At 65.1% G+C, this 15,368-nt stretch carries 13 protein-coding genes and 2 pseudogenes; 3 read left to right on the forward strand and 12 right to left on the reverse strand.

Annotated features, from left to right (window positions below):
• Nucleotides 1–163: 163 nt before the first annotated feature.
• From FQV39_RS33620 to FQV39_RS05755, 6 genes and pseudogenes are all read right to left on the reverse strand, one after another.
• Nucleotides 164–262, reverse strand: a pseudogene (locus FQV39_RS33620) (SDR family oxidoreductase); the annotation flags it as partial.
• A 78-nt stretch (nucleotides 263–340) separates the two neighbouring features.
• On the reverse strand, nucleotides 341–1,057 hold the full coding sequence (locus FQV39_RS05730) for an amino acid ABC transporter ATP-binding protein (protein WP_149129412.1): 717 nt from the start codon (nucleotides 1,055–1,057) through the stop codon (nucleotides 341–343).
• A gap of 395 nt (nucleotides 1,058–1,452) precedes the next feature.
• Nucleotides 1,453–1,722 (reverse strand): annotated as a pseudogene (locus FQV39_RS33625) (UvrD-helicase domain-containing protein); the annotation flags it as partial.
• A 23-nt stretch (nucleotides 1,723–1,745) separates the two neighbouring features.
• On the reverse strand, nucleotides 1,746–2,393 hold the full coding sequence (locus FQV39_RS05740; RefSeq protein ID WP_149129414.1) for an alpha/beta hydrolase family protein: 648 nt from the start codon (nucleotides 2,391–2,393) through the stop codon (nucleotides 1,746–1,748).
• Nucleotides 2,394–2,461: 68 nt separating this feature from the next.
• Nucleotides 2,462–2,890 carry a Ros/MucR family transcriptional regulator gene (locus FQV39_RS05745; RefSeq protein WP_149129415.1) on the reverse strand — a complete coding sequence of 143 codons (429 nt, stop codon included), beginning with the start codon at nucleotides 2,888–2,890 and terminating at the stop codon, nucleotides 2,462–2,464.
• A gap of 586 nt (nucleotides 2,891–3,476) precedes the next feature.
• On the reverse strand, nucleotides 3,477–4,793 hold the full coding sequence (locus FQV39_RS05755; RefSeq protein ID WP_248313263.1) for an aspartate aminotransferase family protein: 1,317 nt from the start codon (nucleotides 4,791–4,793) through the stop codon (nucleotides 3,477–3,479).
• Between the two features lie 134 nt (nucleotides 4,794–4,927).
• Between FQV39_RS05755 and FQV39_RS05760 the strand changes: the two genes are divergently transcribed.
• Complete coding sequence (locus tag FQV39_RS05760) at nucleotides 4,928–5,719, forward strand: IclR family transcriptional regulator (RefSeq protein ID WP_149129416.1); 792 nt, start codon at nucleotides 4,928–4,930, stop codon at nucleotides 5,717–5,719.
• An 8-nt stretch (nucleotides 5,720–5,727) separates the two neighbouring features.
• Here the strand turns inward: FQV39_RS05760 and FQV39_RS05765 are convergent, their stop codons facing one another.
• The 6 genes from FQV39_RS05765 to FQV39_RS05790 form a co-directional block, all read right to left on the reverse strand.
• A complete protein-coding gene (locus FQV39_RS05765) occupies nucleotides 5,728–6,675 on the reverse strand; it encodes an ABC transporter permease (protein ID WP_149129417.1) in 948 nt (315 codons plus the stop codon).
• Nucleotides 6,672–7,550: an ABC transporter permease gene (locus tag FQV39_RS05770; protein ID WP_149129418.1), complete on the reverse strand. Its 879-nt coding sequence runs from the start codon at nucleotides 7,548–7,550 to the stop codon at nucleotides 6,672–6,674. Before FQV39_RS05770 ends, FQV39_RS05765 begins: the two co-directional genes overlap by 4 nt.
• 45 nt (nucleotides 7,551–7,595) lie before the next feature.
• Nucleotides 7,596–9,107, reverse strand: coding sequence for an ABC transporter substrate-binding protein (locus FQV39_RS05775; protein ID WP_248313264.1), 1,512 nt, complete (start codon nucleotides 9,105–9,107; stop codon nucleotides 7,596–7,598).
• Nucleotides 9,108–9,171: 64 nt separating this feature from the next.
• Nucleotides 9,172–10,680, reverse strand: a complete 1,509-nt coding sequence (locus tag FQV39_RS05780; protein ID WP_149129420.1) for a M81 family metallopeptidase — start codon at nucleotides 10,678–10,680, stop codon at nucleotides 9,172–9,174.
• 182 nt (nucleotides 10,681–10,862) lie between these two features.
• Nucleotides 10,863–11,216, reverse strand: a complete 354-nt coding sequence (locus FQV39_RS05785) for a hypothetical protein (protein WP_149129421.1) — start codon at nucleotides 11,214–11,216, stop codon at nucleotides 10,863–10,865.
• On the reverse strand, nucleotides 11,207–12,667 hold the full coding sequence (locus FQV39_RS05790; RefSeq protein WP_149133684.1) for a M81 family metallopeptidase: 1,461 nt from the start codon (nucleotides 12,665–12,667) through the stop codon (nucleotides 11,207–11,209). The genes FQV39_RS05785 and FQV39_RS05790 overlap by 10 nt, the downstream gene beginning before the upstream one ends.
• A 180-nt stretch (nucleotides 12,668–12,847) precedes the next feature.
• Between FQV39_RS05790 and FQV39_RS05795 the strand changes: the two genes are divergently transcribed.
• A complete protein-coding gene (locus FQV39_RS05795) occupies nucleotides 12,848–14,353 on the forward strand; it encodes a M81 family metallopeptidase (RefSeq protein ID WP_149129422.1) in 1,506 nt (501 codons plus the stop codon).
• 153 nt (nucleotides 14,354–14,506) lie between these two features.
• On the forward strand, nucleotides 14,507–15,352 hold the full coding sequence (locus FQV39_RS05800; protein WP_149129423.1) for a transporter substrate-binding domain-containing protein: 846 nt from the start codon (nucleotides 14,507–14,509) through the stop codon (nucleotides 15,350–15,352).
• Nucleotides 15,353–15,368: the final 16 nt, after the last annotated feature.

Below are 15,368 nucleotides of genomic sequence, written 5' to 3' on the forward strand. Positions count from 1 at the left end.
AGCCGCAGGAAGCTCTGAACCACTCGAGGGGAGCTCCAACGGCCTTTGGCGCCGTGAGCCGTCATTCCCTCCTCTCCGCCCGGAACAAAGGCGTTGGCGTTATTTTAACCCTTAAAGGGCGGCTACGATACCAAATTTCTGTTTGAAACCAGCGGAGCGAGCGCTCTCCTCCGTTGACAGCGAAGGTCGCGCCGGTAGCAAACGCGCCATTGTCGGAGGCGAGGAACACGACCATCTGGGCGATCTCCTCGGGCTTGCCGATGGACGGGGTGTTTGGATTACCGCTTGCGACCCTAAACGGAAGCTCGACCCGTTCATTTTGCCGCTGACAGCGGTGAGCTCAATGCAATGATACTGCGCTTAGAAACGTCTCCAGCTCGGGCGTGCGTGGCCGGGCGAGTGTCGCGGCCGCGGGACCTTCCTCCCAGATCCTGCCCTGGTGCATGAACGCCACGCGGTCGGCGATCTGGCGGGCGAAGCCGATCTCGTGGGTCACCAGTATCATGGTCATGCCGTCGCGCGCCATCTCCTCCAGCAATTTCGGCACCTCGCCGACCAGCTCTGGATCGTCGAACAGCATAAGTTGCGGCGACATCGCCAGCGAACGCGCGATGGCCACACATTGCTGCTGACCACCGGAGAGCTGGTTGGGATAGGCGTCGATCTTCTCGGCCTGCCCCACCTTTTGCAGCACGGTTTCGGCCAGGCGTCGTGCCTCGGCCAGCGGCACCCTCTTCACCACATTGGGCGCGAGCGTGATGTTCTCCTCGACACTGAGATGCGGGAAGAGATTAAAGCTCTGGAACACGATGCCGACATGCTGGCGCAGCTTGCGCAGGTCCATGCCGAGATCGTTGATCACGGTGCCGTCGAAGGAGATGGTGCCGCCCTGGATAGGCTCCAGCCCGTCCACGCAGCGCAGCAGGGTGCTCTTGCCCGAGCCCGAGCGGCCGATGATGGCGACGATCTCGCCCTTCGCGACGGTGAGCGATACGCCGTTCAAGACCGTGTGCTGGCCGTAGTGCTTGACGACGTCATTGAGATCAACGAGCGACATGCAGCCTCCGCTCGAGCCGCCGGCTCCATTGCGTCAGGGGGGAAGCAATGCGCGAAGTAGATGGCGGGGATAATGACATGGATGGCGAGGAGCCGGAAAGTGGTACCGGCGCTCTTTATCAATAGCAGGAAGGTCGGCGAAGGACGTATCGCCAAGATCCAGGGAGCTGTCTGGTCCTTGGGTCGCGAAACGGCCGATGTCGGCAGGACCGCCCATTCGCCTGCCACCGACGATTATGCCCCTTGGGAGAATGCCTTCATTGGTATGAGCAATGCGAGGAAGGTCGCACATGAGAGCTAGCAGCGCACGCACCGCTCTCCGCACCCTGCAGGAAGGCGGCCTGGGAGATGTCCGCTCACCACCACCCATCTCGGTCGTTTCCGGTTTATGGGTTGACGGCCAGTGTCCTGATATTCGTCTGCCATGACATGGTCGAAGCGCGAGCCGACATCTGCGGCGATGTCCGGATCGGTCATGGCCTGCGCCCAGTAGAGCAGCAGATCGTCGTAATCGAGGACGTTCTGCCGCCGCTTGGCCTCGACATCGGCGGCGAAGAGCTCCTTCAGCTCGGCAGCCCAGGCCACGCACCAGGAATAGGAACGGCCGAGCACCTCCTCGATCGGCAGTTCCGCATTCACACAGCGCGAATGGATCGCCAGGCAGGTGCGCCAGCATTCCCTCCCCGCCTCTATCCATCCGACGGCTGGAGCAACTTTGCTTCTGCCCAGGTCGCAGCGGCTTTCGCCATCGTTGCCAGATGCCCCGCTGCTGAAAAGCCGGAAGCCTTACGCGGGCGAAGGTCATGATCACCGTCCTCGAGCCAAACCATCTCGATCGAAGGCGACAAGGAATAGGCGCCGACCTCTTCTCGTGTGCCGAATTCGTCGCGCGTGCCCTGGATGATCAACGCCGGCGTCTTCAGATCGGCCAGATGCTGGGTCCGCAACTGCTCTGGCTTTGCCGGAGGATGAAAGGGGTAGCCGAGGCAGAGCAAGCCACCGATCTTTCCAGTGGCGAAAAGTTCGTCGGCGACCATACTGGCCACGCGAGCGCCCATCGACTTGCCGCCAATGATGAGCGATCGCGATGAACCGATCTTTTCAACAGCCGCGAGATACTCCGGCTTAAGCTTTTCAGCTCGCGGGGGTGGTTTGCGGCCAGCGTCCGTACGACGACTGGCCATATAGTCAAATTCGAAGCGAGCGATACGAAAGCCCTCGCGGGCTAACGCCGCGGCGGCAGCCGTCAAGGCTCCGGAGTCCATCGGAGCGCCCGCCCCGTGGGCCAGAAGAATGGTGTGTGTCGCCTTCTCCGGGCCATCGAAGAGAACGTTCAAGGTGTCTCACTCAAGTCCAAAGACGGGACACCGGCCCGCAGCTCTCAGGCCGGCGGGCCATATGAAGGCTACGCCGCCTTCCCACGGGGGCGCTTCCGACGCTGCTGCCCGAGCCCCATCGACTTTGCCAGGTTCGAACGCGCTTCAGCATAGGCAGGAGCGACCATCGGATAGTCGGGCGGCAACCCCCACTTTGCACGATATTGATCAGGCGTCATGTCATAGGCAGTGCGGAGATGGCGCTTAAGCGACTTAAACTTCTTTCCATCCTCGAGGCAGATCAGAAAGTCGGTCGTGATCGACTTTTTAATCGATACCGCCGGCGCTGGCTTCACGGCGGGCGTCGGCGCCGCCGGCTCTTTGCCCAAGCCTGCAATCGCCGAATGAGTGGTGGCGATCAGCATTGGAAGATCCGCAGCCGGAACACTGTTGCTCGACACGTAGGCCGATACGATATGGGCAACGAGGTCGATGATTTCGTCGTTGGCTTCGGACATTACAAACTCCGACTGCTGCTATGCGCAGAATCTTATTCGATTCTCGATCCAGTAGTTATGTTTTCGACCAGCTCAAGTCAAATTGTCGCCTAGGTGCCAATCACTATTTATTTGCAACGTGGGTTTCTGAAACGACAAGGCGCCGCTGGCAACTTTGACGAAACTCGGCTCTCCATGGTGAGCGCAACCTCTTTAGGCGATTGCCAATGTCATCCTGCCAAGCCTGAGGCAGCCCGCGGATTACATGCGACAGACGCCGCTCAGAGTTTGCCGACTGCGATGATTTTGTTGCGGACAAGCCCGGTGGCGCTTCTATCGGACCACGTCCCGCGCCGATTGTGCCGTCTGATAGGAAATCCAAGACGGATGGGAGCCTAAACGTCATTTCCAGTTTTCGGTTCGTTCATTGCGCGGATCTGCACATCGATGCGCCGCTGAAGTCGCTGGCGCTGCGAAACCCCGAGCTGGCGGAGCTGGTCGCGAGCGCTACACGGAAAGCGTTCCTCGCGACGATCGATCTGTGCCTGGAGGAGAAGGTCGATGCGCTGTTGATCGCGGGTGACCGCTCGGCTCGCAGGCGGATGGATCAGACAACCTCGCGCGCCGCTGTCCGGACCGCGTCCAAAGTTCGCTCAACGATCTCATCGTCATGCTCCGACGACACGAACCAGGCGCCGCGCTCCAGCACCCGCACGCCGCGCTTGAGCAGCGCGTGGGCGAAGCGGCTGTAGGCGGCCTTGTCCGCGCGGGCCACGTCCCGATAGTTCCGCGCCGGCGCATCTAGCCCGAACGCGACATGGAACATCAGCGGGAAGCCGGCGACCTGCGCCTTGATCCCCTCCTCCGCCAGGATCGCGCGGATTCCGTCCTGCAGGCGCTGGCCATGGGCGGAGCTGCGCGTGTAGTGCTCTGGTGTCAGCGCCTTCTGCGTCGCGACCATCGCCGCCATGGCGACCGGCTGTGCATTGAAAGTGCCGCCATGCAAGACACCGTCCGCAAAAAGGTCCAGCAGCTCGGCACGGCCAGCGATGGCCGCCACCGGAAAGCCATTGGCGATCGCCTTCGCCATGATGGTCAGATCGGGCGTCACGCCGAAGCGCTCCTGCGCTCCGCCCCGGCCGAGCCGGAACCCGGTGATCACCTCGTCGAAGATCAGCAGCGCGCCATGCTTGCGGCAGGCGGCAAGCGCGCCTTCCAGATAGCCGGGCTCGGGGGCGATGGCGCCCTGGTTGCACATCGCCGGCTCCATCAGCACCGCCGCGACATCGCCCTTGGCGAGCCGCTTCTCCAGCGCCGCGAGATCGTTCCAGCCGAGGATCGAGAGCCCCTCGCCTGCCGCCGGGTCCTGGCCCTTGCTGCCGATGACGGGCGTCGGCGCATCCTCCGGTCCGGCCGCATTCAGCCCTGGCGCGGTCGACCACAGGATGTTGTCGAACCAGCCGTGATAATGCCCCTCGAACTTGACGATGGTGCGCCGTCCGGTGGCGGCGCGGGCCAGCCGCATCGCCGCCTGCGCCACCTCCGAGCCCGATGAGCCGAAGCGCAGCCGCTCCGCCGAAGGGATGCGGTCGCAGATCAGCTTCGCCGCCTCGTATTCGATCGGCACCTGGCCGGCGAAGAGGATGCCCTTCTCCGCCTGCCGTTGTGCCGCCTCGATCACCGGCTTCGGTGAATGGCCGAGCACGGTGGCACCCATGCCGCAGTAATAATCGATGATCCTGTTGCCATCGACGTCGATCAGATAGGCGCCCTCGCCGCGCTCGAACACCAGCGGTCCTGGCGCCATGCCGAGCCGGAAATTGCTGTTCACGCCGCCTGCGACGAAGCGCGCGTTCTCCGCGACCTGCCGGGCCGATTCCTCGAAGCGCAGTGCTCCCGCCTGCTGGGTGCTATTGCCTGCCACTTGCGTTGCCTCCGCTGCTGTTGCTTGACCTGATCAGAGCCACCATACCGTGTAAAGGAACATGAGTTTCGCCTTGCGGAATTACCTTCCGATCGCTATCCGAAGGCGGAGCAAGCCCGAATGCCGGAGTGGCCATGGCCAGGAAACCCGACAATCCCTACGTCGTGCAGCCGGTGATGAAGGCGCTCAAGGTGCTGGAGCTGGTCGCCCGCCACGGCCACGAGATCGCGCTCACCGCCGTCAGCAAGGAGCTGCGGATCCCGAAGACGACGACCTTCCGCTATCTGCAGACGCTGACGGCCGCCGGCTTCCTCGACCACAACCGCGCGACCGACCGCTACAATCTCGGGCCCCAGCTGCGCTCCATCGCCCGGGCCGACGCCAGCGTCAGCAAGGTCCGCGAGCTCGCCCGTCCGGCCATGATCGAGCTGATGCACGAGTTCAACGAGACCGTGAATCTCGCCGTGAAGGGCAACGGCACGGTCGTCTATATCGACTTGATCGAGGCCAACCGCTCGCTCCGGATGCAGGCGCGCATCGGCGACAGCCACCCGATGCATTCGACCGCGCTCGGCAAGGCGATCCTCGCCTTCCTGCCAGAGGCCGAACGGCAGCGCCAGCTCGACCTGCCACTGACCGAACGCACCGGCCGGACCCTGCTGCAACGCGAGGAGATCGAACGCCAGCTCCGGCAGGTGAAGCGGAGCGGCTACGCCACCGAGATGGGCGAGAACGAGGACGGCGCCATGTGCGTCGGCGTACCGATCCTCGACGAGGACGGCTATCCGGTCGCGGCGCTGTCGATCTCGGCGCCGCTGATGCGCATGCCGCATTCGCTGGCGGCCAAGGCCGGCACGCGGCTGCGTGAGGTCGCAGCCGGCATCTCGGCCCAGCTCGGCTCTCATCCAGCCGCCGCCGCGGGTTGACGTCGCGCTCATCGGTATTCGATCCGCGGGTCGATCCAGGCGTAGAGCATGTCGACCAGAAGATTGATCAGCATATAGGCGACCAGAATCACCAGGATGCAGCCCTGGATCAGCGGGTAGTCGCGGGTGCTGATTGCCTGGATCAGCAGGCGCCCGAGGCCCGGATAGGTGAAGACCGCCTCCGTCACCACCGCCCCGCCGATGAAGTTCGCCATCATCAGCCCGACGATGGTGACAAAGGGCAGCATCGCGTTGCGCATGATGTGCAGGCCGACGATGCGGTTTTCCGGCACACCCTTGGCGCGGGCGGTGCGGACGTAATCGGCCCGCGCCTCGCCGATCAGCGAGGCGCGCAGGAACCGCGCGAGGATGCCTGAGACATAGGTGCCAAGGGTGAGCGCCGGCAGCGCCAGGCTGCGCAGCGCGTCGAGCGGCGACTGCCAGAACGGGACATGGCGCGAGGCCGAAGGTAGCCAGCGCAATTCCACGGCGAAGAGCAGGATCAGCAGGATACCGAGCCAGAAGGTCGGCACGCCCAGCGCCAGTGCGCTCCAGCCGCTGAGCAATCGATCGAGCCAGGAATTCGGCTTGATCGCACTCGCGATCGCGACGGGAATGCCGATGACCAGCGCCACCACGATCGCCGTCAGGGCGAGCTGCAGCGTCGCCGGCAGCCTTTCGCCGATCAGCTGCAGCACCGGCTGGCGGCTGTGGAGCGACAGGCCGAAATCGCCCGTCGCAGCGCGGCCGAACCAGTCGAAATACTGGACGACCATCGGCCGATCGAGCCCGTAGCGCTGGATCGCCGCCGCGATCTCCTCCTGCGACGCGTTCTCGCCGACAATCACCGCAATCGGCCCGCCGGGCACCGCGTAGATCATCGAGAAGATCGCGAAGGAGGCGATCAGCAGCACTGGTAGCATCTGGGCGAGGCGACGCATGACGTAGCTCGTCATCGCCGGCCCCCGATGATTTCGCCGGATGCATCGGTCTCGTCGCGATCGAGGATCGCGGTCAGCGCCCGGCCGATCGTGTCGAAGGAGAGGATCGTCAGGGTCAGCACGAGGCCGGGCAACACCGCATAGCTCGGTGCCTCGTAGAGATACGACTTGCCGGTGCGCAGCATCTCGCCCCAGCTCGGCGTCGGTGGCGGCACGCCGACCCCGAGAAAGGCGAGCGCGGCCTCGAGCAGGATCGCGATCGAGGCCAGGACGATCGCCTGAACCACCAATGGACTCAAGGCATTGGGCAGGATTGTTCGAAACATGATGTAACTTGGTCGGCCGCCGAAGCCGCGCACCGCCGTGACGAAGTCGAGCTGGCGCAGCGCCATCACCTGGGCGCGGGCGATGCGCGCGAAGCCCGGGATGCCGGCGACGCCGACCGCGATCAGCGCCGCGCCCTGGCTGCGCCCGAGCACTGCGATCAGCGCCATGGCGAAGAGGATGTTCGGCAGCGCGAGTAGCACATCGATGCAGCGCATCAGCAGCGAGTCCCGCCAGTCGCCGTAGAAGCCGGCGACGAGCCCGACGGGCACGCCGACCAGCGCCGCGATGACGACAGCGCCGAAGGCTGTGACCAGTGACGTCCGAGCGCCGTAGACAACGCGGGCAAGAATATCGCGCCCGAGCTCGTCGGTGCCGAACCAGTTCTCGGGCGAAGGCGGCTTCAGCGCGTCCGCAATGCTCTGTGTCAGCGGGTCGAGCGGCAACAGATCAGCGAAGATCGCCGCGAGCCCGACCAGCATGAGGAAAGCGACACCCAGCGCCGCGCCGCGCCGGGCGAGCAGGCGGCGCAGCAATCGGCCCAGGGATGTGAAGGCCTCATTCATGCAGCGACGCTGCGCTCCGCACGGCGTCGCTCACGCCGGTCCGGTTCATTTGAAGCCGATGGTGCGCGCGACGAACAGATTATCGATGTCGAGCGTCACCCCGCCGACCTTCTCCGAGGCGACGATCAGGCCGACATCGTAGGAGTTGGTCGGAATCCCGAAAGCCTCGTCGACCAGCACGCGATTGAGATTGTCATAGGTCGCCTTGACCTCGGCTTGGCCACCCGCCGCACTGTCGACCTTGGCAATGGCAGCGACGTAGTCCGGGTGCGGATGCGGGTCCTTGAGGATCGGGTTGCCCGAAGTGCGGTAGATCGAGTTCGTCGTGACACGCGAGGGAAACTTCTGGACGTTGCCGACCGCGCCGAAGGTTGCGGCGAAGTCGCCTCCCAGCAACGCCGTGACGTATTCGGCGCCTTGCCGCATGTCGAGCTCGATCGGGATGCCTGCCTTCTGCAGGGAGCCCTGCACGATCTGGCTGATCGCCACCGAGGATTCGTCGCTGCCGTTGACCAGCAGCTTCCAGCCCTTCATCTCGTCGGCGGAGAGGCCGGTGGCCGCGATCAGCTTCTTCGCCTTGTCGAGATCATAGGCATAGGTCTTGTTGTAGCCGTCGTCGAAGGCCGGGCTCGCCGGCGCCCAGGGCAGCGCCACCACCTTGCCCATCCCGGCATAGCCGACGCGCAGGATGCTGGGGCGATCCATCAGGTAATTGAAGGCCTGCCGGAACGACTTGTTGCGGAAGGGGCCACGCGTCGAGTTGATGCGGAAGACCTGCACGAGCTGGCCCGGCCCGGCGAAGACCTGGAAGCCGGCGTTCTTGAGACGGGCCGCACTGCGCGAGGAGCCGTTATAGACTATGTCGACCGCACCGGATTCCAGCGCGGCGCTGGCGGCGGCATCCTCGCTGAACACGGTGAAGACCAGATCCTGCGCGATCGGCTGCTTCTCGCGCCAGTATTTCGGGTTGGCCTTGAGCGCGAGGCTCTGGCCCACGGCCCGGTTCACCAGCGTATAGGGGCCCGTACCCGCCGGCACGGTCTCGACCGTGTCGATGCCTTTCGGGTCGATCGGGAGCAGGAACTGCAGCAGGTCGAGGATCTGCCGGTCAGGGACCGGCGCCTTGAAGTTGATCGTGACCGTGCGTTCGTCCGGCGCCGACCAATCCTTCACGATCGACATGGTCGAGAAGACGTTCTTGCCACGTTTGGGATCGGCGCCCTTCTGCAGGGTCGCGAGCACGGAGTCGGACTTGAACGGCGCGCCGCTATGGAAGGTCACGCCGTCGCGCAGCTTCAGCGTCACCGATTTCTTGTTCGGGGCGATTGTCCACTCCGTCGCCAGGCTCGGCTCCGGTTTTCCCTCGGGGGTGTATTCGATCAGGCTGTCATAGAGGTTCTTGATGACGTGGAAATTGACCGTGGAGAGCTGCTGCGGATCGTAATTCGCCAGCTCGCTCAGCACGGCGACCCGCAGCGTTCCACCCTTGAGCTGCTGGGCCGAGGCGGGCAGCGCCCCGGCCAGCGGGGCCGCTCCCGCGAGGGCAAGGCCAGTCATGCAGAATCGACGTCGCGACAGTTTTGTCATCGCTTTCCCCTCTCGTTTTGGTGTCAGTTGCCCTTCAACTCGTCCCCGCTCCCGGCTGGGACGAATGCGCCCGCCAGTCGCTTATTGTCTCCAATGGATAGACCGGGCGCGGAATCCGCTGCCACGGCAAGGTGAACACGTCCGATTGCCCTGGGCCGCGCGTATCGGCGCGAACGACTTCGGAGGTGATCGGCGCGAAATACTGGAAGTTCGAGGCCGTCTTCAGCACCGCCATCTTATAGTCGGCGAGATCGATGCCGAACGCCTCGTAGACGCCCGGGACATTGCCGGCGACGCCGCGCAACTCCGAGATCAGCAAGGTTGCGGGCCCGACATCGAAGATCACGACCCGGCCCATATCGACCTCGGTCTGGTGGTTGAAGGCGAGCGGGATCGCGCCACCGCCGATGCGCCGCACCTTCCCCGTCACCGTCAGCGGCTTGAAGAACGCCGGCGCCGCGTCGCCGCCGAGCGGCAAGGTGACCTCAGCCCCCTCGCCCGCCGCGACCAGCGTCGCGACCGCCCGCGGCGAGATCAGCGGAATGAGCGCGCGGCCCTTGGTGCCAAGCCGCAGGATCGACTCGAAGATCAGGTTGCTGTCGCCCGCCGCCCCGCCGAAGACCGTGTCGCCGGTATCGCTCAGCACCACCATGCCACGCGGCGCCGCATCGGCCTTGCGCACGGCATCATCGACCGAAACGGCTTCGCGGACCTGAAAATCGTCGCGCATCGACCAGGCGAGATCGGCGAGTTCGTCTGCCAGTCTCTCCGCCAGCGCCTGGTCGCCATCGGTGACGACGATCGTCGACCAGCCACCCTCGGCGACGTCGAGCCAGGGCTGCATCGGATAGTTCGAGGCCTGCAGCACTTGGCCGTCGGCCTCCAGCGCCCGCGCCCGGTCGAACCAGATCTTCATCGGCCCTTTCGAGGTCAGGAACTGCTCCTGATGCGACAGCAGCGGGATCTTGCGCCACGCCATCACGGGCTTGCACTTCTCCCGCAGGATGCGCAGCAGCACCTCGGTGCCGACCTTGCCGGTGTCGAACACATCATGCGGCTGGGTGCGGTGCCCGACGATGGCCGTGCAATTGGCCATGATCTTCTGAGTGACATTGGCGTGGTGGTCGAGCCCGAGCAGAATCGGCACATCCGGCCCGAGGATCTTGCGGCAGAGTTCCGCCTGCTCGCCCTCGACATCGTCGATGCCCTCGGCCGCGCAGGCGCCGTGCAGATGCAGCACGAGCCCATCGATCGGTCCGATGGTTTCGAGCCCCGCCCGGATCTTCGCCTGGAAGTAGTCGAAGGCTTCGCGCGAGATGCGTCCACCCGCTACTGCCCAGGCTCGGATGATCGGGATCGTCTCGATGTCGAGGCCGGACTCCTTCACCGCCGCGTAATGGCCGCCGATCTGGCCGATCTCGCCGAAATGCCGGGCGATCTCCTCGCCCTCATAGATTCCGAAGGCCTCGAAATCGGCGAGCGTCGTCAGCACCGGATTGAAGTCGTTCGTCTCCTGAACGATGTGGATCAGAGCCAGGCGCAAGGCGACCTCCCGGAAAGCGATTTCGAGCACCCTTGGAATGGGCTAGGCGAACCGTCAGCGTCGCGCCGGCATCGCTTGCATCAGCTCCCGGCAAGGCCCGAAGAGCTGCCCGCGCAACCGTGAAAAGCGTAGTTGTCGCAAATATTTCGCGTCAAGGATCAGACGTTCCACCACAAGAAACGTCACACTGCCACCGGCGATTCACCTGATGGCCAATAGCGGCAGGAAACGCCGTGCCCCACGGCGACCTCATGCCATTCGGGCGTGCCGGTACCGACGTGGTCGACGCCATGGATGCAGGTCCCGACATCGCCCTTCAGGAAGCGCAGATTGAGCAGGCGGCGGCCGCGCTCAGGCCGCGACTGGACATAGGCCCAGACCTCGAGCGCCGGCTCGAGTCCGCCCTGCTTACCGACATCGCCGAGGCGCAGAGCTGCGCCGGGCGGCATGCCCTTGGTCAGGGTATCGAGGCGTTGATCCTCGATCTCGCCGAGCGACAAACGCGGCAGGGCGGCGGCGGAAGCGGTTACAGCCATGGGTTCGGATCCAGCGGAGAGAACGGGCGCTTCACCTTGGTGTAGGGAATCTTGCGCGCGTCGGGCGGATAGGGCCCGCCGCTGTCGAGATAGAGCACGCTCGCGGCGATCGGCGCGAAGGCGGCGTGAAAATGGTTGGAGGACTTCACCACCACCACCTTCTTCGTCGCTAGATCGACGCCAAGATCGGTGAAGACAGGCGGGCTGAAGGTCTGCGCCCGCGTCGAGGCCAGCACGATGTCGAGCTGGCCGATCCGGATCGCGGCGGCCGGGCCGAGCGAAACCCAACTCTGTTCGAACGGGATCAGCAGGTTTTCGGTCGTGCCGATGATCCGGACCGTCGCGTCGATCGGCCTGCCGGAAGACGGCGCCGCCTTGCCGGCGAAGCGCAGCGGGATCTCCGCCCCGACGCCGGCCGCGCGGCAGAGGCTGACTGCGACCGGGTCCCAGAGCGCACCGATCGCCGCCGGCACATCCGGGTGACGTATCAGCGCCTCGACCATCACCGAGGAATCGCCGGCGACACCGCCGCCCGGATTGTCCCAGCGATCGGCGAGCACCACCGGCTTGCCGGGCTCAGCCAATTCGAGCGCCGCCGCGATCCCCTCCTCGGGCTTGTAATGTTTCGGCGAAGCTCCCTGCCCCCAGCGCAAGATTTCGAGGCCGAGTTCCTTTGCCAGCGCCGCCGCCTTCGCGGGGTCGCCTTCAGAAATAACCAGAATCTTTGTCCCGACATCAGCGACATCTGCCGCTTGGAAGCCGTGGGCGACCGAGATCGAGAGGATGCCGTCGCGGCCTTCCATCGCCTTGATCCGGTCGACGAAGCTACGCCCAGGCTCGCGGCTGGTCATGAAGGCGGCGAGCCCGCGGCAATCGAACACGGCGCTGACTGGCTTCACCTGCTTGCGCGCGGCCTTCAGGCAAAGCTCCAGCAGATCCTCGGCCCGCGCCAGGAAATCCGTATGCGGGAATTCCTTGAAGGCGACGATGATGTCGGCGTTCTCGACCATCTGCGCGGTGAGATGGCAATGCATGTCGAGTTCGGCGCCAACGACACAATCCTGGCCGGCCAGCGCCCGCACCCGTGCGATCAGGTCTCCCTCGCAATCGTCATAGCCGCGCGCCACCATCGCGCCGTGCAGGCCGAGTAGCACGATATCGACCGGCAACGCGGCCTTGAGCTGGCCGAGAACCTCGTCGCGCAAGCTTTCATAACCCTCCCGCGAGACCAGCCCCGCCGGCTCGGCCCAGGTCGCGGTGCCCTCGACCAGCTCGTAGCCTTCGCTCGTGGCTCGGTGCCGGGCCGCGACGGTGGGAGCAGAGCACAGCGTCGGCGTCTCTGGATGGGTTCCTGGCGGGCAGTAGAAGGCGCTCTCGAAGGCGCTGCGGTCGACGAAGAGCGGCGCGAAGGTGTTGGTTTCCGTCGCCAGCGACGCAGTAAAGACGCGCATCCGCCTGCATTCCCAGATCTGCGAGGGCATCGCCTCCTCCAGCGCGCCGACCTGCGCCATGAAACGAGGAGTTGGCGTGGCCTGTCAAAGCACCCGCGTTCCTTGCAGTGGAACAATGCCGACTTGATTCGGAACAGGGCAGCGGCCGAGATGCGGAGGCTTCAGGGAGCCTTACCGATCATGCCTCAGCCTCGCCGGATCCTGCTGGGATCGCTCTTTCACGAGACGCACAGCTTCGTCGACGAGTTCACGCGGCTGGCCGACTTCACCATCCGTACCGGAGACGAGTTGCTGCGCCGGCGCGGTGACGGTTCGACCGTGGACGGCTTCCTTGAAGTGGCGGAAGCCGAGGGCTGGCAGGTCGTCCCGACGGTCGACTACACGGCGCTGCCCGCCGGAACCGTCGATCACGCCGCCTTCGCACGCTTCTTGGCGGAATTCGATGCCGGGCTGAGGGCCGCGCTTGCTAATGGCGGCCTCGACGGCATCTGGCTCGCGCTGCATGGCGCCATGGTCACGACCGACTGCCCAGATCCGGAAGGCGCTCTCCTCGCCCATATCCGCTCCGTGCCCGGCTGCGAAGCATTGCCGGTCTTCGGCGTCTTCGACCTCCATGCCAATTTCACCGCGGCGATGGCGCAACATGCCAATGCCCTCGTCGCCTATCGCGAGAACCCGCATACGGACGCTCGCGAATCCGCCCTGCGCTCGGCCCGCCTGCTGGCGCGAGCGCTCGAGGAAGGCGCCCTGCCGCGGATGCTCTCGACCAATGCGCCGGTCGTCTGGCCCCCGACCGGCACCGGCACGGCCGACCGGCCGATGCGCGATCTTGAAGCCCTGGCGCGTCGGATCGAGCAGGAGAACCCGGCGATCTGGGTCGCGAACGTCATCGGCGGCTATTCCTTCTCCGATGTGTCCGAGGCCGGCGTCGCCTTCGCAGTCGCCTTCACCGGCCCGGAGAGCGCCGCGCGGGACGCCCTCGCCCGCTTGACGGAGACCGCCATCGAACTGCGCGATCTCGGCCTGCCGGAGGAATGGGATATCGACGAAGCCGTCACAGAAATCCTGCGCTCGCCGGGCGGCCCTTATCTCGTGGTCGAGCCGGCAGACAATATCGGCGGAGGCGCGCCGGGGGATGGCACCTCGGTGCTGCGCGCCTTCCTGCGTCACCGCGTCGAGAATTGCGCGGTCGCCATCGCAGACCCCGCCGCCGTCTCCGCCATGGCCGGGGCTCAGCCGGGCGAACTCCGCAAGCTCTCGATCGGCGGCAAGGGCAGTGCCATCGCCGAAGGGCCGGTCGAGATCGAGGCGGGCTTCGTCAGCGCCAGCGACGGAGAGTTCGCATTGGAGGATCGCAACAGCCACCTCGCCGCCTCGCAGGGCTCGCGCTTTTGCATGGGGCCGAGCGTGGTGGTCGAAGCCGGCGGCGTCACCATCCTGTTGACCAGCCGCAAGACTCCGCCCTTCGACCTCGGCCAGTTCCGCTCGCAGGGCATTCACCCCGAGACGCTGAAGGCGATCGGCGTCAAGGCGGCGGTGGCGCACCGGCGCGCCTATGACGATATCGCCAAGGGCAGCTTCACGGTGGCGACACCCGGCCCCTGCACCAGTAAGATCGCGGGGTTGCCCTATTCGCGTTTGCGCGAGCCGGTCTTTCCGATCCACGCTGACGTGTCGCACCGATAGCGGAACGTTGCCTGCCCACGGAGAAGTGCAGCGGCGAATAGGTCTGTTTCCTCTCGCGAAACAGGCGCATCTTGCTTGGGAGGGGTGGCGCATCGTCTGCTTGCCGCCACACCGGCCACCAAGCCGTTTTCAGCACCAGGCGGAGGGGAAACCATGTTTCAGAATCTGATCAAGATCGCTGCCGGGCTCGGCGTCGTCGCCTGCGCCCTACTGCCTGCCACCGGGGCCTCGGCCCAAGGCAAGCTCAAGGAGGTGCTCAGCCGCGGCAAGCTCGTCGTCGGCACCGGCAGCACCAATCCGCCATGGCATTTCCGCAATGAGAAGGGCGAGCTCGTCGGCTTCGACATCGAGATCTCCAAGATCATTGCACAGGGGCTGTTCGACGATCCCAACAAGATCGAGTTCGTCAACCAGGCCTCGGATGCCCGCATCCCGAACATCGTCACCGGCAAGGTCGACATCGCCTGCCAGTTCGTGACCGTCACCGCGGCGCGCGCCCAGCAGGTTGCCTTCACCGTGCCCTACTACCGCGAAGGCGTCAGCCTGATGCTGGTTGCCGGCGGTCCCTATGCCGATTTTGCGGCGTTGAAAGCAGCCGGCCCCAAGGTCACCGTTTCGGTGCTGCAGAACGTCTTTGCGGAGAAGATGGTCAGGGACGCGCTACCTGAAGCGAAGGTCGACCAGTTCGAGAGCGTCGACCTGATGTATCAGGCGCTGAACTCCGGCCGCGCGCAGGCCGCCGCCACCGACTCCTCGTCGCTGCGCTTCTACATGAAGCAGAATCCTGGGCGCTATGTGGATTCCGGCTATAGCTGGAACCCTCAGACCTATTCCTGCATCGTCAAGCAGGGCGACCCGGACTGGCTGAACTTCGTCAACGTGGCGCTGCGCGAGTCGATGACCGGCACGACCTTCCCGATCTACAAGGCCGCCTATGAGCGCTGGTTCGGCGAGACGCCGCCGGAGCCCAAGATCGGCTTCCCGCAGGAATTCCGCTGAGCCGCCTGATCGCGCC

Origin of the sequence: Bosea sp. F3-2 (assembly GCF_008253865.1) — a bacterium.
In the GTDB taxonomy this organism is placed as follows: domain Bacteria; phylum Pseudomonadota; class Alphaproteobacteria; order Rhizobiales; family Beijerinckiaceae; genus Allobosea.